18 protein-coding genes are annotated in these 19,865 nt (G+C 69.7%); 11 read left to right on the top strand and 7 right to left on the bottom strand.

Going from position 1 to position 19,865, the window contains the following annotated elements:
• Positions 1-67: 67 nt before the first annotated feature.
• A complete protein-coding gene (locus ACWD0A_RS00925; RefSeq protein ID WP_451293319.1) occupies positions 68-1,315 on the bottom strand; it encodes an extracellular solute-binding protein in 1,248 nt (415 codons plus the stop codon).
• 288 nt (positions 1,316-1,603) lie between these two features.
• Here ACWD0A_RS00925 and ACWD0A_RS00920 point away from each other — a divergent pair, with 288 nt between their 5' ends.
• Together ACWD0A_RS00920 and ACWD0A_RS00915 are read left to right on the top strand one after the other, a co-directional pair.
• Positions 1,604-2,620 (top strand): tetratricopeptide repeat protein, encoded by a 1,017-nt coding sequence (locus tag ACWD0A_RS00920; RefSeq protein WP_451293317.1) that lies wholly within the window; start codon positions 1,604-1,606, stop codon positions 2,618-2,620.
• Positions 2,621-3,143: 523 nt separating this feature from the next.
• Positions 3,144-3,359 carry a dodecin gene (locus ACWD0A_RS00915; protein WP_451293315.1) on the top strand — a complete coding sequence of 72 codons (216 nt, stop codon included), beginning with the start codon at positions 3,144-3,146 and terminating at the stop codon, positions 3,357-3,359.
• Positions 3,360-3,383: 24 nt separating this feature from the next.
• Here the strand turns inward: ACWD0A_RS00915 and ACWD0A_RS00910 are convergent, their stop codons facing one another.
• Positions 3,384-3,878: a phosphatase domain-containing protein gene (locus ACWD0A_RS00910; RefSeq protein ID WP_451293313.1), complete on the bottom strand. Its 495-nt coding sequence runs from the start codon at positions 3,876-3,878 to the stop codon at positions 3,384-3,386.
• Between the two features lie 79 nt (positions 3,879-3,957).
• Here ACWD0A_RS00910 and ACWD0A_RS00905 point away from each other — a divergent pair, with 79 nt between their 5' ends.
• Positions 3,958-5,019 carry an MsnO8 family LLM class oxidoreductase gene (locus ACWD0A_RS00905; RefSeq protein WP_451293311.1) on the top strand — a complete coding sequence of 354 codons (1,062 nt, stop codon included), beginning with the start codon at positions 3,958-3,960 and terminating at the stop codon, positions 5,017-5,019.
• Between the two features lie 30 nt (positions 5,020-5,049).
• Here the strand turns inward: ACWD0A_RS00905 and ACWD0A_RS00900 are convergent, their stop codons facing one another.
• Positions 5,050-5,529 carry a DUF2000 family protein gene (locus tag ACWD0A_RS00900; RefSeq protein WP_451293309.1) on the bottom strand — a complete coding sequence of 160 codons (480 nt, stop codon included), beginning with the start codon at positions 5,527-5,529 and terminating at the stop codon, positions 5,050-5,052.
• Between the two features lie 52 nt (positions 5,530-5,581).
• On the opposite strand from ACWD0A_RS00900, the gene ACWD0A_RS00895 reads away from it, so the two are divergent.
• Positions 5,582-6,382, top strand: a complete 801-nt coding sequence (locus ACWD0A_RS00895) for an AraC family transcriptional regulator (RefSeq protein ID WP_451293539.1) — start codon at positions 5,582-5,584, stop codon at positions 6,380-6,382.
• Positions 6,383-6,477: 95 nt separating this feature from the next.
• On the opposite strand, the gene ACWD0A_RS00890 is transcribed toward ACWD0A_RS00895, so the two are convergent.
• The 3 genes from ACWD0A_RS00890 to ACWD0A_RS00880 form a co-directional block, all read right to left on the bottom strand.
• Positions 6,478-9,123 (bottom strand): LuxR C-terminal-related transcriptional regulator, encoded by a 2,646-nt coding sequence (locus tag ACWD0A_RS00890; RefSeq protein WP_451293307.1) that lies wholly within the window; start codon positions 9,121-9,123, stop codon positions 6,478-6,480.
• 154 nt (positions 9,124-9,277) lie between these two features.
• Positions 9,278-9,925, bottom strand: a complete 648-nt coding sequence (locus ACWD0A_RS00885; protein WP_451293306.1) for a hypothetical protein — start codon at positions 9,923-9,925, stop codon at positions 9,278-9,280.
• A 303-nt stretch (positions 9,926-10,228) separates the two neighbouring features.
• The gene (locus ACWD0A_RS00880; protein ID WP_451293304.1) at positions 10,229-10,546 is read right to left on the bottom strand and encodes a hypothetical protein; all 318 of its coding nucleotides are present in this window, start codon (positions 10,544-10,546) and stop codon (positions 10,229-10,231) included.
• Between the two features lie 312 nt (positions 10,547-10,858).
• On the opposite strand from ACWD0A_RS00880, the gene ACWD0A_RS00875 reads away from it, so the two are divergent.
• The 3 genes from ACWD0A_RS00875 (at position 10,859) to ACWD0A_RS00865 (ending at position 13,064) form a co-directional block, all read left to right on the top strand.
• Positions 10,859-11,527: a hypothetical protein gene (locus ACWD0A_RS00875; protein ID WP_451293302.1), complete on the top strand. Its 669-nt coding sequence runs from the start codon at positions 10,859-10,861 to the stop codon at positions 11,525-11,527.
• Between the two features lie 263 nt (positions 11,528-11,790).
• Positions 11,791-12,393, top strand: a complete 603-nt coding sequence (locus ACWD0A_RS00870) for an RNA polymerase sigma factor (protein WP_451293300.1) — start codon at positions 11,791-11,793, stop codon at positions 12,391-12,393.
• A gap of 26 nt (positions 12,394-12,419) precedes the next feature.
• Positions 12,420-13,064 (top strand): hypothetical protein, encoded by a 645-nt coding sequence (locus ACWD0A_RS00865; protein WP_451293298.1) that lies wholly within the window; start codon positions 12,420-12,422, stop codon positions 13,062-13,064.
• A gap of 318 nt (positions 13,065-13,382) precedes the next feature.
• Here the strand turns inward: ACWD0A_RS00865 and ACWD0A_RS00860 are convergent, their stop codons facing one another.
• Positions 13,383-14,369, bottom strand: coding sequence for a helix-turn-helix domain-containing protein (locus ACWD0A_RS00860; RefSeq protein ID WP_451293537.1), 987 nt, complete (start codon positions 14,367-14,369; stop codon positions 13,383-13,385).
• A gap of 491 nt (positions 14,370-14,860) precedes the next feature.
• Here ACWD0A_RS00860 and ACWD0A_RS00855 point away from each other — a divergent pair, with 491 nt between their 5' ends.
• The 4 genes from ACWD0A_RS00855 (at position 14,861) to ACWD0A_RS00840 (ending at position 19,531) form a co-directional block, all read left to right on the top strand.
• Complete coding sequence (locus ACWD0A_RS00855) at positions 14,861-15,673, top strand: glycoside hydrolase family 16 protein (RefSeq protein WP_451293296.1); 813 nt, start codon at positions 14,861-14,863, stop codon at positions 15,671-15,673.
• Between the two features lie 585 nt (positions 15,674-16,258).
• Positions 16,259-17,497, top strand: a complete 1,239-nt coding sequence (locus ACWD0A_RS00850; protein WP_451293294.1) for a sensor histidine kinase — start codon at positions 16,259-16,261, stop codon at positions 17,495-17,497.
• Entirely contained in the window at positions 17,494-18,168 is a 675-nt protein-coding gene (locus tag ACWD0A_RS00845) for a response regulator (RefSeq protein ID WP_451293292.1), read from the top strand. Before ACWD0A_RS00850 ends, ACWD0A_RS00845 begins: the two co-directional genes overlap by 4 nt.
• Positions 18,169-18,307: 139 nt before the next feature.
• A complete protein-coding gene (locus tag ACWD0A_RS00840) occupies positions 18,308-19,531 on the top strand; it encodes an alpha/beta hydrolase (RefSeq protein ID WP_451293290.1) in 1,224 nt (407 codons plus the stop codon).
• The last annotated feature ends 334 nt before the right edge of the window (positions 19,532-19,865 follow it).

Here is a 19,865-nt window from a genome sequence, read left to right as displayed (position 1 = left end):
GTGGATGTGCGAACGCTGAATGCCGGGCATTCGGCGTACGGATCCGTTCACCCTCCGGTGCCCCGGGTCAGGGAAGCAGCGCGGCGGTGATGCGGTCGGAGGCGGTCCGCGCGGCGCGCCGCGGGTCCCGGCCCGTCAGGACGGCCGTCATGTACGGCTTGATCGGGTTGTCCGCCTCGACGTTCGCCCACTGCGGGGAGTTCGGGGTGGCTCTGCCCTGTGCCGCGCCGGCGGCCATGGCGGAGGTGCCCTCCTCGCCCTCCAGCTCGTCGGCGAGCGTGGTCTTGTTCGGCACGTAGTTCATCGTGCGGGCGAGGTCGAGCTGCCATGTGTCGCTCGCCAGGGCGGAGACCACCTCGACGGCGGCGGCCCGCTCGGCGGAGTTCTCGGGCACGATGAGGTCGGAGCCGCCGATGAAGACCGCGCCGGGCTCGGCGGCGGTCCGGCCGGGTACCGGGAAGAAGCCGAGCTTGCCCTTGAGCGCGGGATTGGCCTGCTCGATGACGGTGGCCGCGCTGGGCACCGCGATCATCTGGGCGACCGTGCCCTTGGCGAAGACCTGGGCCTGGGGCGGGGTCTCCTCGTCGCCGTCCTTGGGTCCGGAGCCGTGTGACTGGAGCCGCTTGTAGAAGTCCATGCCGCGCAGGGCGGCCGGGGTGTGCAGCGCGCCCTCCCATTCGCCGGCCTTCTCCACGGCGAGCTCGCCGCCCTCGTCCCAGATGAAGCCGGCCAGTGTGTACCAGTCCTGGCCGGACAGGTAGATGCCGTCGGTGCCCGCGGTGTCGAGCCGTTCGGAGACCTCCAGCCACTCCGCACGGGTCTTCGGCGGCTCCTCGACGCCGGCCTCGGCGAAGAGGTCCTTGTGGTAGATGACGACGCGATTGGCCGCGTACCAGGGGATGCCGTACTGGGAGCCGTTGACGCTGCCCGGTTCCGCGAGGCCGGGCAGCCAGTCCTCGTTGCCGAGGTCGCGGACGGACTCGAGGGTGAGGTCGCGCAGGGCGCCGCTCTCGGCGTACTGGGCGACCTGGGTGTTGCCGACCTCGATGATCTCGGGGGCGTCGTCGCTCGCCAGGGCCGCGGTGACCTTCTTCCCGATGCCGGTCCACTCCTGGAAGGCGACGTCGAGCTCGATGCCGGGATGCTGCTCCTCGAAGGCTTCGGTGAAGCGGTCGAGGAAGTCCTGGGAGACGCTGTCCTTCATCAGCCAGATGTGCACGGTCCGGGTGCCGGAGCCGCCCGGCACGAGCCCGCAGCCGGCGAGCGTGACGGCACACACAAGAGCGGTGGACAGAACGAGCGCGCGGTTCTTCACGGGGTCACCTTCTGCGTGAGGGCACGGATGACGGACCCGACATGGGGGGAAGCGCGCGCGCTCGCACGGGTGTGGCTGGATTTTGGTATGGACCAAAGGACGGGTCAACCCCCGCGCCGGACCGTGCGGGCCGATATCGCCAGCGGCCCGTCCGTCGTGATGATGACCGGTACCGCCGCGTAGCACTTGGGGCCGACCTCGCGAACACATCAGCAGGCTGATCCGGGCTACGCGCCGACGCTCATAGCTTCTTGATCGAACCCCCCACGGTCAGGAGGCGCTTTCGACATGTACGGCAAGGCATTCGCTCCGGAGTACCAGGGCGATCTGGGCTCGGCGCTGGGCGTGAACTCCTCGTACGACGAGGTCCTCGCCACCGCGCTGCGCGCCCGGCACGAGGCGGGATCGGCCCTCGAGCGGGCCCGGGCCGCACTGGCGCTCGCCGAGGCCAACCGGCGGCTGGGGCGCTCCGCCGACGCGAGGGCCGCGTGGCAGGACAGCTACCGCTGTGCGCGCGAGGCCGGTGACCCGGCGGGGATGGCGTGGGCGCTGTGGAGCGGCGGGACGCTGGCACGGCAGTGCGGCGCCCTGCGGCTCGCGCGCAGGCTGCTGTCCGCCGCCGTCTCGTGCGCGGACGCGGCGGGCGACCGCATCGCCCACGGCTACGCCCTCGCCGGTCTCGCCGAGACCGGCCGGATACAGGGCGACTACGCGGCCGTGGCCGACCTGCACGAGCAACTCCTGCGGCAGGCGCGGGCGCACGGCGAGTCGCGGCACATGGTGTGGGCGATGTCCGGCATCGCCCAGATGCACCGGAACACCGGCGACCACGCCACGGCGCTGGAGCTGTTCACGGAGTGCGTACGGATCGCGTCCGAGGCCGACGACGCCCGCGGGCGCGCCTGGTCGCTGCGCGGCATGGCCGACGTGCTGTCGCTGCGGGGCGCGACGGACCGGGCCCTCGGGCTGCTGACGCGGGCCGAGGCCGTCTGCCGGGAGATGGAGCTGGCGGGAGCGCTGGCGTACAACCACAAGATGCGCGGCAACGTCCTGTTCCGGGCGGGGCGTTACGAGGAGGCCTGCGCCGTCTACGGAATGGCGCTGCGCGAGTTCGAGGAGATGGACGAGGCGCGGGGCGCGGCGCTGGCCCGCCTGGGCCTCGCCCGGTCACGCTTCCGCTGCGGCCGCCCGCAGGACGAGAGCCTGGCCGAACTCGCCGCGCTGGAGGGCGAGTTCGACCGCATCGGCCTGCGCGAGGCCCGCCGGACGGCCGCGTCGTTCCGCGCGGAGCTCCTGGCGGCGTGACGTGGGGGCGGGTCGGTGCGGCCCCAGCTGCGCCGCACGTCCGGCCTCTCCCGTGGAGGGCGTCGTGGTGCGCACGGTTCGCTTCGCGCGCCGGACGGCCCATCCAGCGCAGGCGCCGGAGCGGCACCGGCTACCGCCGCTCCGACCGGCGTGCGGTCACGCGAACCGGGTCGCCGCGGTCAGCGGCGATGGCCGCCTCCCCGGCGCATCGCGTCGGGACTTCCCACGGGCGCCTATCAGGCGCAGGACACCCGACGCACGTGTGCGCCATGGCCGCCGGCCCTCCGAGCGCCCCGCGAACATGGCGCAGCCCAGGCATCGCAGGCAGCGGCTCCGGCGCGGGCGGCACGAGCGGGGCCTCGTGCCCTCGGCGTCGGTCGCCCCCACACGCGCCGGCTCACGTTCAGGGGAGGGGCGCAGCGGCCGGGTGGTCGCACGGCACCGTCGCCCGGATGCGACGCCTCGCGGGACTCCCTCCCGTGGGGCACCGTGGAGTGAACGCATCGAGAGGAGTGCGACGCTCATGTCGAACCACACCTACCGTGTCACCGAGATCGTGGGCACCTCCCCGGACGGCCTCGACCAGGCCATCCGCAACGGCATCTCGCGCGCGTCCCAGACGCTGCGGGGCCTCGACTGGTTCGAGGTGACGCAGGTCAGGGGCCATATCGTCGAGGGGCAGATCGAGCACTACCAGGTCGGGCTGAAGGTCGGCTTCCGCCTGGAGGACGGCGCCTGACGCCTGGCCCGGGCGCGGCGGGGCCTAGGTACGCCCCTCGCGCTCCTGCGCGTCCTTCATCGCCTCACTCGTGCTCCTCGCGCCCCACCGCGCCCGCACCACCCGGAATCCGGCGCGCTCGGCGTCCTGACACACCAGCTCGTCGTCGTCGACGAACATGCGGATCTCCCGGTCGCGGCCGAGCCGCCGCAGGACCTCCAGCTTCGTCCTGCGGGCGGGCCGCCGGTCGTCGTTGCGCCGCATGAACAGGCGTCCTTCGGGCAGCCCCTGGGCGGCGATCCAGTCGAGGGAGTCCGCGCGGCACCGCTCGGGCCGGCCCGTGAGGTACAGGACCTCGCACTCCTCGGCCGCCTCCCTGCACAGCCGGATCCCCTCCGGCAGCGGCGGGTCCTGCGGGGCCGCGGCGAAGAAGGCGTCCCAGTCGCGCGGCATGCGTTCCAGCAGGTACTGGCGGTGCCCGGCGTCCGACAGCGTCCCGTCGAGGTCGAATACGGCCAGCGGCCCGGTGTTTCGCGTCACGGCAGGAGACTAGGCCAACACCGGACGGCGACTCCGCCGGGTGCGGGAATCCGCCCGGCTCAGCGGCGTTGAGGAGAAGGTGAGCTCAGTGATCGCCGCCACCCGTCTGTCCGTACTGGACCGTTCCCGTACCCGCGAGGGGCACGACGGGCCGGCCGCGCTGCGCGACACCGTCCGCCTCGCCCAGGAGCTGGAGGCACTGGGCTATCACCGGTTCTGGGTGTCCGAGCACCACAGCGTGCCCGGTGTCGCCGGTTCGGCGCCCACCGTGCTCGCCGCGGCGGTCGCCGCGGCCACCTCCACCATCCGGGTCGGCACGGGCGGTGTGATGCTGCCCAACCACCAACCTCTGGTGGTGGCCGAGCAGTTCGGGGTGCTGGAGTCGCTGTTCCCGGGCCGGATCGACATGGGCCTCGGGCGCTCGGTCGGCTTCACCGACGGCATCCGCAGGGCGCTCGGCCGGGACAAGAAGGACGCCGACGACTTCGCCGCGCAGCTCGACGAGCTGCTGGGCTGGTTCACGGGCGGGCAGCGGGCGCATCCGCAGGTGCACGCCCGGCCCGCCGAGGGTCTCGGGGTTCCTCCGTACGTGCTCGCCACCGGCGAGGGGGCCGCGATCGCGGCCCGGGCCGGGCTCCCGCTGGTCATCGGTGACCTGCGGGGCAGGAAGAAGCTGCTGGACGCGGTCGAGGGCTACCGCAGCGGCTTCGAGCCGTCCGAGTGGTCCGCGCGGCCGTACGTGGTCGTCGCCGGCACGGTCGCGGTCGCCGCGACCGAGGAGGACGCCCGCAGGCTCATCGTGCCGGAGGCGTGGTCGATGGCGTACTCGCGTACGCACGGCGTCTTCCCGCCTCTGCTGCCGCCGGAGCGGATCGAGGCGCTGACCATGACCCACAAGGAGCGCGGCTTCTACCTCGCGGGGCTCGAGGGCCACATCGCCGGCACGGAGGAGCAGGTCGCGGACGCCCTGGAGACGGTGATCAAGGACACCGGCGCGGACGAGGTGCTGGTGACGACGAGCACGTACGACCGCGACGCGCTGCTCGGTTCCTTCCGGCGCCTCGCCCGCGTCGCGGATCTGCCGCTCGTAAGCGGCGACAGCTCCACCGTCGGGTCGAGATCGACAGCAGTCGATGCTTAGGCGAGGTCTTCTGCGGTGAGGCTGCCTTGCTCAGGGGTGCATCCGCGCGCCCTTGAGGACCTTGTCCACCGCGTTGCGCGGCCCGTAGATGGCCATCCCTACCAGATCGAGCTGGTCCGTGCCCACGGCCCGTACAGCCGCCCGGTTGTCCCGGTCGTTGCCCGTCCTGAACAGATCGGAGGTGAACACGGCCCTCGGAAGCGAACGGGACAGCGCACGACCGTGCGCGGCGGTGAGCGTCTGCTTCGTCCCCTCGAAGACCAGCACGGGCTGGCGGAACATCGGCAGATACGCGGTGTCGTCGGCGTCCGCGTACGGCTCGCCGATCACCTCGGGTGACGCCGTGCCGAGCCCGCTGACCACGAAGGCGGTCACATTCAGCCGCTGCCAGGGCTCCAGGTCGTCGCGTAGCAGTACGGCGATCTTCGTGTCGAAGCGGACAGGCACGTTCTCATACCCTGCACCGGTCTCGACCCCGGGCCCGGCCTCGGTCTCATCCTTGGTTCTCATGCTTCGAGACTCGAGGATGCATGCCTTCTCCATCTTGTACGTTCTTTGCGTGATGGCCCCGCGGGAAATCTCTGCTTGGCGCCCGCCGGTCGCGGGCGTCGTGGAGGTCTTCCACGCCCACTTCACCGAGCACGCGTACCCCATGCACGTCCACGACGCCTGGACCCTGCTGATTGTCGACGACGGCGCGGTCCGCTACGACCTGGACCGTCACGAGCGCGGCACCCCGAACGACACCGTCAGTTTGCTCCCGCCGCAGGTCCCACACAACGGCTCACCTGCCACCCCTCACGGCTTCCGCAAGCGCGTGCTCTACCTCGACATGACGCAGCTGGACGAGAGCTTCATCGGGCCGGCGGTGGACGGCCCGGACCTCACCGATCCCGTCCTGCGCAGACGCGTCGGACAGCTGCACACAGCCCTCGCCAACCGGGGAGACGAGTTCGAGGCCGAGAGCCGTCTGGCCCTCATCGGCGAGCGCCTGCGCGAGCACCTGCGCCCCAGGCCGGCCGTCGGCAGCGCGGGGCCCGACCGCGGTGTCGCCCAGAACCTGCGTGACCTCCTCGACGAGCGATTGCTCGAAGTCATCACCCTGGAAGAGGCCGCGCGCCTGGTCCACGCCCACCCCACGCATCTCGTCCGTGCTTTCAGCGCCGCCTTCGGCATCGCACCCCATCAGTACGTGACGTCCCGCCGTGTCGACCTGGCCCGCCGTCTGCTCCTCGACGGACGGCCGCCGGGCGAGGTGGCGACCGCCGTCGGCTTCTACGACCAGTCCCACCTCACCCGGCACTTCAAGCGGGTCGTGGGCATCACCCCGGGCCGGTACGCCCGTACCCGGGGCGTCAGTTGAGCATGGGCCGCCGCGCTTGATGCCCACACTGCTCAGCTCGGGACCAGGGCAGTCCGATGAGTGGGCCCGTAGGTCCCGTCCGGAGCCCGGGGGCCTCACTCGCGTCTCAGTACGTCGGGCAGCTCGCGGCGGGTGGTGATGCCCAGTTTGGTGAAGACCCGGCGCAGATGGTTGTCCACCGTGCGCACGGAGAGCGTCAGCCGGTTGGCTATCTCCTTGCTGGACAGCCCGGACGCGGCGAGAAGCGCGATCTCCGATTCCCTCCTTGTCAGGGGCGTGGGCGCGGAGGTGAGCGCCAGCAGCGGGGTGACGGCACCCTGGCAGTGCCGGGTGAGCCGGCTCACCCGTGCCTCCGCCGCCGTGGCCGCCCGCGCCGAGCCGCTGCCGCGAAGGATTCCGGCCGCGTCGGCCGCCGCCTCGGCCGCCAGCAGGTGGGCCCCAATGGCGTCCAGCCGCTCGGCGGCCGCGAGCAGCGCTTCGGCGTCCCGGGCGGCCATGGCGGCGACCAGGTCGGCCCGCGCGCCGGCAAAGGCCCCGTCGCAGCAGGCAGCCAGCTCGGCGAGGCGTTCACAGACCTGCCGGGCGCCGCCGAGCCGTGCCGCCTCGGTCAGCAGGAGCATCTCCGAGCTGCTGTATTCGGCGTCTCGGGCCCGGGCGGCGGCCTGGTACAGGACCTCACGTCCGGCCACCAGGTCGCCCTTGGCGGCCAGCAACCAGGCGCGTCCCAAGGCGTCTTCCCCGGCCATGAACGGAAAGTCCGGATAGCTGTCGAAATCCGCGTGGGCGGACTCCGCGGTCTCCGTGTCGCCGGTGAGGGCGGCCGCGGCCGCCAGTCCGGAGGCGGCGAGCCGCAGCAGGATCAAGACGTTCTGCTGACGGGCGACGGTGAAGGCCTCGGCGTGCCAGCGCCGGGAGTCCGCCGCCCGGCCGGCCAGCCAGTGGATGCGGCCGAGCCCCCACGCGAGCCAGGCGGCAGGCTGGGTCGCGCCCGCCTCGACCGCGCTCGCGTGGCCGCTCTCCGCGGCGCGGCGGGCGTTCTCGAGATCACCGGCTGCCGCATACGCCAGGGACAGGGCGGACAGCGACGCCGAAGGGTGCTGGATGAGAAGGTGTGTGCTGGCGCGCACATGCTCCTCGTAGGCGACCTGCCCCAGCTCGATGGCCTCGGCCGTGCGCCCGGTGGACCCGAGCCCGAGCACCTTCATCCCGAGACCGTAGGTGCGCGCCCGGTCGTCCGGTACGGCCTCCACTCCCCGCAGGAGGCGCAGCCCGGCCTGCGGCTGTCCGCCGATGACGTGGATCGCTCCCTGGTCGATGTCCAGGGCGGCGAGCAGGCGAGGGTCGCTGATGTCGGCGCGCCCTTCGGTATGGGCCTTGAGCGCTTCCTCGGCCCTTCCCGCGCCCCACAGCAGATTCTGTGTGCGCTCCACGGTGATGATCAGCCGCTCCTCGTCGGTGCGGGCCAGGGCGTAGGTGTGCGAGTGCATCTGCTCGGCCTCGCCGAGGCGGCCCACCTGGTAGAGGGCCTCTCCTTCGAGGATCCGGGTGCTGACCGACCGGTGTGTGTCGGGCAGGGCTCGCAGAAGCGTCAGTACCTGCTCGTAGTCGTGTCCGTGGCGGGCAAGCCCGGCCGCCACGGTGATCAGCTCCGGGTCCGCGGACCCGGTCGCGGCGAGTTGCCAGGACGCCGTGCGCAGGGCGTCCTCTCGTCGGCGCGTCCCGCGGGACTCCAGCTTCTCCAGCAGACCGCGCAGCAGGCTGCGACGCGTGACGACGGGAAGCTGTGCGCTGATGACCTCGCCGTACAGGGGGTGCGCGAGCGTCACGCTGGTGCGCCGGCCGTCCGCCTGGACGTGGATCAGGTCGGCTGCTTCCAGCTCGGCCACCGTGGCGGAGGGCACCTGGGCGGTGAGGTCGCTCACGCTGAGCGGCTCGGCGAGCGCGAGCAGTTGGAGAGCGTGGCGGCCGACGGCGTCGACGGTCGCGAGCCTGTTCTCGATCCGCTCCGCGAGCCATCGGGTACCCGTCGGCGGACCCGACAGCCGCCACAGCTCGCCATGGCGGGCCAGATCGCCCCGTTGCAGCGCGCCGAGCACCAGTTCCCTCAGGAAGAGCAGATTGCCGTTGCTCGCCCGGTGCAGCTCAAGGCTCGACCGGCGCTCGACACTTCCGCCGAGGACGGAGGAGAGCACGGCCTCGGTCTCCGTGGACTGAAGCACCGTCAGGTCGATTCTTCGCATCCGGTCGCACTGGTCCAGGGCCCGTACCGCGTCGACGGCCGCATGGCCCGATCGGACAGTGGCCACGAGGAACATCACCCCCGCGGTCAGCAGTTGCGTCACCAACGCCGCCGAGGCCGCGTCCAGCTGGTGGAGGTCGTCGACGAGCATGACGAAGCGGCCGCGCCCCCCGGTCTCGAAGGCCTTGACCGCTGTCCGGAAGGCAGCGGGAGGATCCGACAGGTCAAGACCCGGCGGCAGCAGGTGAGCGACCGCGCCCAGGGGAATCGTGGCCGCCGCCGCGGTGGCCACCGTCCTGCCGCCCCGGAAGCCGCCTGCCACCAGTTCCTCCCAGAACCGCTCTGCCAGACGGCTCTTCCCCACGCCCGCGTCCCCATAGACGATCACTCCGTGGCAGCCGGGATCGTGCCACGCGTCGCGGAGCAGGGCCGTCTGGGCCTCACGCCCCACGAAGGGCCACCGCCCATGCCACACGTCGGGGCACGGGGTGCGAACAGACATGGAACCCTCCGGGATGTGCGCCCCGACGGCCGGCACTCACGGCCGGGTCACGGCGGCCCGCTTCCTCGATGGGCAGCACCTGGCTGTCACGCCAGCCGGGGGGCGGCTTCCGCAGAGTGGGGACCGACCGTGAGGGCAAGCCGTCGGACAGACCCTACAGACCAGGACCTGTCAGCCGAAACCGCATTTCGCCCCACGTCTCAGGCTGCCCGCGGATCGCAACCGCCTTCCGGAGCCCCTGCCCAGCTCCCCTGTGGCGGGGTGCTCTTCCTCCATTCCATCCGGTGATCACCAGGGGTCCGGCGGTCTTCAGATATCGGCGACCGGTGGCGGTGTCCGTGTAGCGGGATCCCAGGGGCGCGGCCAGGCCGGCGCCGCGACAGGAGTTCGGAGAGCCGGAGCCCGCCATGTCGTACTCGCCGGACTCCGATTCCCCACCGGTCCAGGTGACCGGCGAGTTCCGTACGTCGATCCCGGACAGGCGGACGCCCGAGGAACGCGAGTCGGGCCCCGGCGCCCCGGCGAGAGCGGACATGAGGACCAGCGTGTTCCCGGCCTGTCCGTCACTCCAGAGCAGGGTGTCGGGTACCTCGACGTCCTTCACCGCTCGCAGGACGATCGAGCCGGAGTGGGCTCCCGGGACGGTGCCGTTGCGGTAGACGTGCGATGTCTGGACCGAGTCGCCGGCGGTGAGGTCGGCGATCCGCCCTTCGCCGTCGGTGGCCACACCCGGATCTGCCGGGGAGACCGCCAGAAGGACTCCGGTCGCCCCGGCGGCGACCAGCACGCCGCGCCGGGTCACTCCCCTCCCCCGGCCTGCCGGCCCTGCCCCGGCCGGAGCAGGCTCCGCCGAAGCGGTTTCCGGCGGCTGCGGCCGGTCCTCCGCCATTTCCCCCTGCACACGAATTTCTCCCCTCATTCATACGAGAAAGGCGCTTCCCGGCGTCCCACGGGAGGCGCTCTGAGAATGTGCGATGCGTGTCCAGCCGTGAGACCCCGTTCGCCGGGCAAAGCCAGTCGATGCGCCGGAACGGTTGAACAACGGCGGAGCAGGTGCGTCCGCCACCGGGGCGGACGCACCTGCTTCTGCCCGGCCCTTACCGGATCAGTACTCCACGATCCGCACGGACTCGACACCGAAGGCGCAGGAGCCCGTCCACTTGGTGACCGTTCCGTCGGTCCACCCTCCGGCGCTGGTGGAGTACAGCGGGCTCCAGGCGCACTCGGCACGGACGACCCACCGCCCGGTGCCGGTGCAGGTGCCCCAACCCTGGTTGCCCCAGATTCCGGTCGTGCAGTTCATGTGGTACATGGGCGTCGTCGCCGCCGAGGCGGAGGGCGCCGCGAAGACCCCTAGCCCGGTGGTGGCCAGTGCGAGCGCTCCGACGACGGTCGCCTTCTTCAACCGTGATCGCAAAGTCATGCGGGTATCCCCCAAATTCCGGTGCTGACATGACGTCAATGGATGGGAACAACCTAGGAGTTGCCTGCAATGACTGTCGTGAGCAGTTGTTACTCACCTGCCATGCCGTTCCGGGTCTTGATCCAGTCCTCGAGCGCGGTCTTCAGCTCGTGGCCGCCCCGGGGACCTCGCGTGAGTCAACCTTCATTCGAATACGGCCACTTACCGACAGAGACCGCTTGCCGGCGATCAGCGAGCAGGAATTACTCATGACCATCGCGTCCTCCTTGGATGAGGCTGCGTCAAGTAGTTGTCAAACCAAGGAGAATGCGCATGGCAAAGCAACACCAGCGGCGAGTCGTCAAGGCCGGAACCCTCATCAGCGCGGCCCTGCTGACTGCCTCGATGGCCGCTCCCGCTGCCCAGGCGGCAACAGGCCCCGACCCCGACCTGCAGACCGCGGAGGCGGCTGCCGTCAGCTGGAAGAACGCGGCAGGCGGCACCGAGATGATTCGTGCACTGCCCCCCGCAGAGGTCAAAGCACGTGGACTCGCCGAGTATGTGAACCTCTCACGCTACGAGATCACGAAACCGCACAAGAGCGTCAGTGCGTTGTATCCCTCCGCAGCCGGGGCGAACTCCAAGAATGGTCTGGCCGCGGCTGCCGCCTCCGGATGCTGGTCCCACGACACCAGGAGCGTCGGTACGGACCAGCTCCATGGCACCGGTCACACCGACTGGTGCGGCAACGGAAGCGCCATCACCTACGCCTCCTCCAGTTGCTCCGGGTATGACGCCCCCTGGATCCCGACATACAAGTACCTGAGCTGTACCGCCAGTCCTTCCTACGGTCTGGGATTCAACGTCTACGACGTTCGCTACAACTGGGATCTCTGCCCCCTCTACGTGCCGCTCTGGGATTCGTGCACCACCCACTCCCGGCCGCTCACGCATCTTCGCTTCGGCGCCGGCGGAAGCTACTGGGTGATATCGCAGAGCTAGTGTGCTGGACCCTGCGTACCGACCTACCCGTTGCCGCCGGGCACCATAGGGTGCCCTGCGGCAAGCGGGCCGGGCAGTCGTTCTTGTGTGCGACGCCGAGCCGCGCCCTGGACCACCTGAAACGCCGGTCCTGATCATCAGCGTGACGGACAGTGCACCCACGCCACCAGCTGCCGCAGGACCTCTTCGAAGCCGGCATGTAACGCACCGGCCGTGAAGCGACAAGAGGAAGTGAAAGGGACGGGGAGAAAGAAGGAGTCGATGTGAGGCACCCGCCACGCGGTTACGAGGTAGCGCGGATCGGTGAGGATCCGGAGGCGTTCGAGGCGTTCTACCGCGAGCACGTGCAGACGATGCTGCGGTACGCGGCCCGGCGGAGCCGTGATCCTTTTGCTGCGGCTGATCTGGTTGCCGACGTGTTCCTGGCGGCGATCTCGGCGGCTTCCGGTTACCGGGAGGAGTTGGGAAATCCTATTGCGTGGCTGCACGGCATCGCCCGGAATGTGGCTGCGGCCGAGGACCGCAGGGCGGCTCGTTTGTCGGTGGCCGAGAGCCGGATATCCGGTCATCGGCTGCTGGAGAACGACGACATCGCTCGGCTGGAAGAACGCATCGATGCCGAGCAGGCCTGCCACGGCCTGCTGGCCGCGATGGCCACGCTGCCGGCGGGCCAGCGGGCCGTGCTCGAGTTGGTCGCGGTCGACGGCCTGACCATCGCCGAGGCCGCAGCCGCGTTGGACATCAACCCGGTGGCTGCCCGCGTCAGGCTCCACCGCGCCCGCAGCGCCATGCGGCGCGAACTGGCCGCACAGACAACAACGGACTCCACTCCCTCCCTTTCGCCCCCACTGGAGGTCACCCCATGAACCCCGGACGCTTCGAGGAGCGATTGATGCACGAGCTGAAGAATCATGTCGAGCAGCGAGCACAGGACGTGGCAGCTGCGGAAGAAGCCGCGCGCCGCCCCAGCCGGACGGGCCGCAGGCGCTGGGTCCCGGTCGGGCTGACCGCCGGCCTCGCTGCCTCGGTCGCCGCCGCCGTTCTCGTTCTGAACCCGGGTGGCGGTGCCGGGTCGGCCGTCGCCGGCGGCGGCTCCTCGGCCAACTCCCTCAACCGGATCTCCACCGTCGCCTACACCCTGCAACGTGAGCCTTCCGGCGAGGTCAAGGTCATCACCGGAAAGACTGAAGGCAAGGTAGACGTTGAAGGCCTGCAGCGTGACCTGGCCCGCATGGGCGTGCGCGTCAAGGTCATCGTGACCGACCCCAGCTGCCCCCCAGCGGCAACCGACGATGAAACCGCCAGCGCCTCCGCGCCGAAGTCTGGAAAGCCCATTCCTGTCGATCCCGGCGGCAAGCTCGGCAAGGCCATTCGCTCGGTGGTCGAGCACGGCAAGGACGTCGTGTACATCAGCCCCAAGGGAATCCCCGCCGATGAGACACTGACCTTCGTCTTTGACGACCCCAAGCAGGTCTTCGGCTACTCCGTTTCGCTGTGGCCGGGCAACGGCCCCGAGTGCATCCACGGATCCCGATAGCAGGCCTGAAGCAGTCATAGCGTGCCATTGCTGCTGGTGGTTCCTGCCCTCACCGGGGCACGGAACCACCAGCAGACCAAACAGAACCGTTGGGCAGTACTCACACACTGCGGTTCAGCGTCGGCTGTCGCCCGGGCGAGCAGGCTGGTCACCTCGGCAATCGATGGTGTCGTGCCGGGTGATGGCCATGCCCGGCAGACGTCGGCCTGCTCGCACTCGTGCCGTCAGACCTTGCTCTAGCGGCAGGCGGCATCCGGGGGCACCCAGCCGAACGGGGCCTTCTCCGCGATCGCGCGGCGGACCATCACCTTCGCCATTTCATGGCGCTATCTGCTCCGCTCCCGGGGGGCGCTCTCGGCTGGACTGGAAAGAGCGCCGGTGCGCGAGGGGACCCACTCCGCGACGTGCGGTGAAGTGATGGCGCAGGGCGTCGGCGCTGCCGAAGCCCGAGCGAGTGGCTACGGCTTCCACCGGCAGATCGCTGCTCTCCAAGAGTTGCTCTGCTCGGTGCAGCCGCTGGTCGAGCAGCCAGCGGTGCGGCGTTGCGCCAGTGGCTGCCTTGAATCTCCTGGCGAAGGTCCGCGGCGACATTCGTGCCCGGGAGGCCAGCATGTCCACAGTCAGAGGGCGCTCGAGGTGTGCCTGCATCCAGTCCAGCAGGTCGGAAAGCTCATAGCCGGTGCCGACTTTGGGGACCGGCATTTCGACGTACTGCGCCTGACCGCCAGATCGGTGTGCCGGTACAACCATACGGCGGGCCAGTGCGTTGGCAGTCGCGGCGCCATACTCGCGGCGCACGATGTGCAGGCAGGCGTCGATCCCGGCGGCAGCCCCGGCACTGGTGAGAATGGGCCCATCCTCGACATAGAGAACGTCCCGCTCGACCCGGACGCTTGGATGCTGCTCAGCAAGCTGGTCGGCGAACTGCCAGTGTGTTGCGGCTCGCCGCCCGTCGAGCAGGCCCGCCATGGCGAGCGGGAAGGCACCCGTGCACACGGACAGCACTCGGGCACCGCGGACGACCGCGTGGCGTAGCGCCTCAGCAATCGATGGCAGCACAGGCCGGTCGAGATCCGGCCAGGCCGGCACGGTCACCAGGTCGGCATTGGCCAACCGTTCCAGCCCGTACTCGACATCGATGGAAAACCCCGACGTGGTGGCCACGAGGCCCGGACGCGGTGCGCAGACCGCGAAATCATAGACCGGCAGGCCATCGTCGGAGCGGTCCAGCCCGAAGACCTGACAGACCACACCGAGCTCGAACGCTGCCGCTCTGTCGCCGACCAGGGCGACCACATTGCGCATCACAGGTCCATCATGGCAGAAACTTCCTGCACCCTGTCAGTCCTGCCAGTACTCTTGCGGCTTCCCGTCCGGCAGGCTGCACCCCATGGACCACTCCCACGCAGGGGCGACGACCAGGGATTGGCGCTGCGGTACGCCCGGTGTTCCGGCACACACATCCGTCGCGCGTCGCTATTTGATGCACTGTCAGATATGTCACCGAAGGATTGCTGCGTCGACAGCGTGATCACTCTGGGCCTATCGGCCGGTGGACCGGACGGGATCGCTCCGGCACGGCGCCGGGCCCGGGATGCTCATGCGGCGCAGCACACCCCTGAGGGCCGTTGGTCGACGGCGGCTGGACGGCGCGCCGAGCGGTGGCATCACACCATGCGGAGCCGCTGTGCCAGTTGTTCCCGCGTGAGATCACGCAGGGTCGTTGACACACAATACAGTGCATTCTCTGCACAGAATCACCATTATCGACCACCCACGGAAATACGGAGAGTGCAATGACAGAAGGAACGCCTGTCATCAACCCTGTCAGCAAGCAGGGTTACATTCTGGAATTCGACGAATCCTTCCACGGCGATGACCTGGACAGTTCCCGGTGGCTGCCGTACTATTTGCCGCACTGGAGTTCTCGCGAAGCAGCGCGCGCCAGGTATCATATTGAGCAGGGCGCTTTGAATCTGCTCATCGAAGAAGAACAGAAGCCATGGTGCCCTGAGTTCGACGGTGACATCAGGGTTTCTTCCTTGCAGACCGGTTTGTTCGCCGGCCCCGTCGGGAGTCCGATCGGACAAATGCATTTCAAGCCGTCCCTCCGCGTGCGCGAGGCACAGGACCCCAGCAAGCTCTACACCCCTCAGTACGGGTTCTTCGAGATGCGGGCGAAGGCGACCGCCGACCCGCACTGCATGGTAGCTCTATGGATGATCGGATATGAGGATGTGCCGGAACATTCCGCGGAGATATGCATCTTTGAGATCTTCGGCCGTGAATTGACTCCGGACACGACAGCCGTTGGCATGGGACTCCACCCATGGGGCGATCCCGCCATTCACGAGGAGTGGGCCGCGGAGCACCTCGCCATCGATGCACGCGAGTATCATACATATGCCGTGGAATGGACTCCGGACCACGTCGCCTTCTTCGTCGACGACAAGCTGGTGAAGGTTTCGAACCAGTCCCCCAGTTACCCTATGCAATTCATGCTCAGCATTTACGAGTTTCCTGAAGGCCGACAGGTCGCCAGCTCTTATCCCAAGCGATTCACTGTGGATTATTTCCGCGGCTATCGCGCGGCCCCTGCCCCGGACTGACACGCCGCGGCGGCACAGGATGTTGCGCTGGACGAGCTCGGAGAGACCCCTTCCCGGCCGGTGCCGTACTGGGGCTGGGGCAGGCTGCCGGACCGGTACGGCCGCCGTTGGGATGGTGATGACGGCGAGTCGCCCATGCCCAAGCGGTCTCCCAGAGGGCTTGGCGATCCGCCGCCGCATCCTTCCCGGGTGGGGCGATCGACGGCGAGGCAGGCGTTCACGCCAGGTAGCGATGTGGCCGGGGAGTCTCAACCGGCCACCAGCGCCAGGCCAAGTGCGGTTCCCGGTCAAGGCGGAGAAGCGCTCGACCTGGCGCTGTCGCTGAGCGGCTGGGTGCCTCAGAGGGGACCGTGGAGCGCTGTCTGCAGGGCCGGTTCAAACACTCCCGCCGCGACCTCGCCGACAAGCTCGCCGCCGAAGTACGCGGGGACTGGCAGCCCCGTGTCCAGCAGCGCATGGCTCCGGGGAGCCATGCGGTGGTGAGCTCTGTGGGGGGATGTGCTCAGAAGGGTTGCTGTCTACCGTCGGTGGGGCATTGCCACGCGCTGACCTCGGAGGACGCCTGTTGTGCCCGAAAATGTCCCGATGAAGGAAAGTGTTGGCGGATTGGTGCCGGACAGGTCGGGGGTTCGGGCGGATCTGCTGACTGCGAGGGCCCGGCCGTTGCCGCCGCTGTCCTGGCCCCGCCGCTTGAGCCGGCTCCCGCAGGTCTCGGTGTTTCTGCTCGCTGTGGCCTTGGGCGGGACCGGCGCGGATCTCACCGCACATGTGCTGGCTGCGGTGCACGCCGCCACCGTGGTGGTGGCGTTGCGGTGGCCGACGCCGGCGTGGTGGCTCGCGATGGCCATGACGGTCGTTGTCGTGGTGGGGCATCCGCCCACCCACGACAACTGGCTGTGGGTGTGGGCGGTGCAGGCCGTGGTGCTGTTCCTGCTGTCGCTTCGGGTGCGTCCTTTCTCGGCGGCTGTGGCGACCGCTGTCACCGCCTTGCTCATGCTGGTTCTGAAGCTGTCCGGGACGGCGGTCGGGGACTGGCCCGTGACCGCCTTTGGCACCGTGTTGCTCGTTGTGGGGCCGGCCTTGGGGTCGATCAGGCGGGGGCGGCGTGAGGATCGTGCCCGGCTGGCTGAGCAGTTCGTTGCGACCGCCCACGAGCGGGCCGCGCGGACCGTGCTGGAGGAACGAGCCCGAATCGCCCGTGAGCTGCACGATGTGGTCGCCCATCACATGTCCCTGATCTCCGTTCAGGCCGACGCTGCCCGCTACCGTGTGCCGGATCCGCCCGCGGAACTCGTCAACGAGTTCACGTCGATCCGGGCGAGCGCGCTGGAGGCTCTGACGGAGCTGCGCCGCCTGTTGGGCGTGCTGCGCTTTGAGGTTCCCGGCGATGACGCGGCCGGCACGGCACCGCAGCCCTCCCTGGTTCGACTCGACGACCTGCTGGACTCGGTCCGCGCCGCGGGGCTGACCGTCACCTCGCAGGTCCGGGGGACGGCGCGGGCCCTGCCACCAGGGGTGGAGTTGTCCGCGTACCGGATCGTTCAGGAAGCACTGAGCAACTGCCTGCGGCACGCGTCCGGCGCCGAGGTCGTCGTGCGGATCGGATACGGTCACGACACGCTGACGCTGAGCGTCACCAACACTGCCGCGCCTGTGGCGTCCGGACCGTCACCCGGCGCAGGGCACGGCCTGACCGGCATGCGCGAGCGTGTCGCGATGCTGGGCGGCGAGCTGACCGTCGGCCCCGCGTCCGACGGCGGCTGGGAGGTCCATGCTGTGCTCCCTGTCCCCGCCCCACCCACCGGCAAGGAGTCGACCCCGTGACAATCCGCGTGCTGATCGCCGACGACCAGGCCATGGTCCGTGACGCGTTCTCGGTCATGCTCGGCGCCCAGTCAGACCTCGAGGTCATCGCGTGTGCCGAAGACGGCGAGCAGGCCGTCGCGCTCACCGAGAAGCTCGAGCCGGACGTGGTCGTCATGGACATCCGGATGCCGAACCTGGACGGCATCGAGGCCACCCGCCGCCTCACCGCACGCCCCGAGGCGGCTACCAGGATCCTGATCCTGACCACGTTCAACCTGGACGAGTACGTGTACGAGGCGCTGCGTGCCGGCGCCGGGGGTTTCCTGCTCAAGGACGCCTCCGGTGACCAGCTCGCGGAGGCGGTGCGGATCGTCGCGCGCGGTGACGCCCTGCTCGCCCCGGACATGACCATGCGGCTGATCAACGAGTTCGCCCGCGCCACATCCGGTCCCCGGCCCACGCCCGGGGCACGGATCGAACGACTCACGCCGCGTGAGACCGAAGTCCTGGTTCAGGTCGCATTCGGCCTGTCCAACGCCGAGATCGCGCGGAAACTCGTGGTCGCCGAAGAGACGGTCAAGACCCACATCGGCCGCATCTTGAGCAAGATGCAGCTTCGGGACCGCACCCAGGCAGCCATCCTCGCCTATGAAAACGGTCTGGTGGTGCCCGGCTCCAAACCGCGGTGATCGCGCGTACCCGCGGGGAGCCAGGCGGCGGTTTCGCTCGGTGGGGGGACGCCGGCCAGGAGGTCCGGCCGGGACGCTGGTGCCATGTCCGGCAAAGCCTGATCCGGCCGCCGGTGATCCCACCTCACGGAGCGCCAACATGTCCACGCCCCAGCACTCTGTCCCGGCCGCCCGATCGGCCCGCCGTCAGGCACGCCCCGGGCCCGTCCGCAGGATCCTCCGCGTCGTCCTGGCGCTGATCGCCTCGCTGATCGCCTTCCTCGACGGAGCGATCGTGCTGGGCGCCTGGATACCAGCGATCCCGAAAGCCGGCGTCATCGGGCCGGTCCTGGGAGGCCAGTATCCGTTCCACATCGCGCTGCTCGCTCTCGTCGGGCTCGGCCTCGGTGTGCTGGCATGGCGTAGCGGTCTTGTCCACTGGGGTCGGACACTGACCGCGCTCACCGCTGTGTCGGCCGCTTCCGCCCTGGCGATCGGCGCGGTCCAGTACGCCACCGCCGGCAAGGAGCACACCCGAATCTCCTTCGGCGAGGTCATCACCCAACTCGCCTACCCGGGCGCCGTCCCCGACGACTCCCCCACCTACGCCAAGCGCGACGGGGAGGAGCTGAAGGCCGACCTCTACCTTCCCAAGGCCGCACAAACCCGCTCGGGCAAGGTCCCGGCGATCGTGCTCGCGCACGCCGGTGGCTTCCACACCTTCGACAAGAGCGACCTGCGCGACACCGCCCGGTGGCTGGCCGACCACGGCATCGCCGCGATCGCCATCGACTACCGCCTCGCCCGCCCCGACCGGCCCACCTGGGACAAAGCCCCCCAGGACCTCGTCACCGCACTTGGCTGGACCGAGGACCACGCCGGCCGCTACGGCATCGACCCCAACCGAATCTCCCTGGGCGGCATGTCCGCCGGCGGAACCCTCGCCCTGGACGCCGCCTGGCGCCTGAAGAACGGCACCATCAAGGCCGGTGACGGCCGCGCTCCCAAGCCCCCGCACTCCGTCGTCGGGTTCTACCCCGGCACCGACGTCACCGACATGTGGCAACGCGACGTCGCCGGCACGCGCCAGGCCGCCGAACTGTTCACCGGCGGCACCCCCGAACAGCACCCGAACCGCTACCACGCCGTCTCGCCCACCACTCATGTCACCGCAGGGCTCCAGCCCACCCTCCTCGTTGTCGGCGACCGCGACCGCAGCGCATCCCCCACCACCATCGACGACCTCGCCGACGCCCTACGCGCCAAGGGCGTAGGCACCACGGTCAAGAAACTGCCGTTCGCCGAACACGCCTTCGACGACGCCTACGGCAGCCTTACCTCCCAGACCAGCCGACAGATCCTCCTCGACTTCCTCACACGGTAACTCTGCGCCGACCTGCCCTTGATGGGGTCCCAGCAGTACTCGCCGAGGGATGGCGGATGGCCCGGCCCCAGAACCGAGCCATCCGCCATCACGGGCATCAGCACCGAATCAGTGCGAGTGGCCTCCGGCCCGCGTGCCCGGACCGAGAGGCGCACAGAGTTCCCGGGGCCAGCGCGCGGCAGCCGCGCGCTGGCCCCAGACCCGAACGTCACCGCCACATGTCCGTTCGCCGCGCCTTGCTGCAAGCCGCGCCACAGCATCGTCCGGCCGGCCTTTCCGGACCGCATACGGAAATTGAGCAGTCGTTACTCTGACCGGTCCACATGCGGATCGG

The sequence above is a fragment of the Streptomyces sp. NPDC002867 genome (assembly GCF_053591895.1).
Note: the sequence above shows the minus strand (reverse complement) of the source record. Positions and strands in the feature narration are given on the sequence as shown.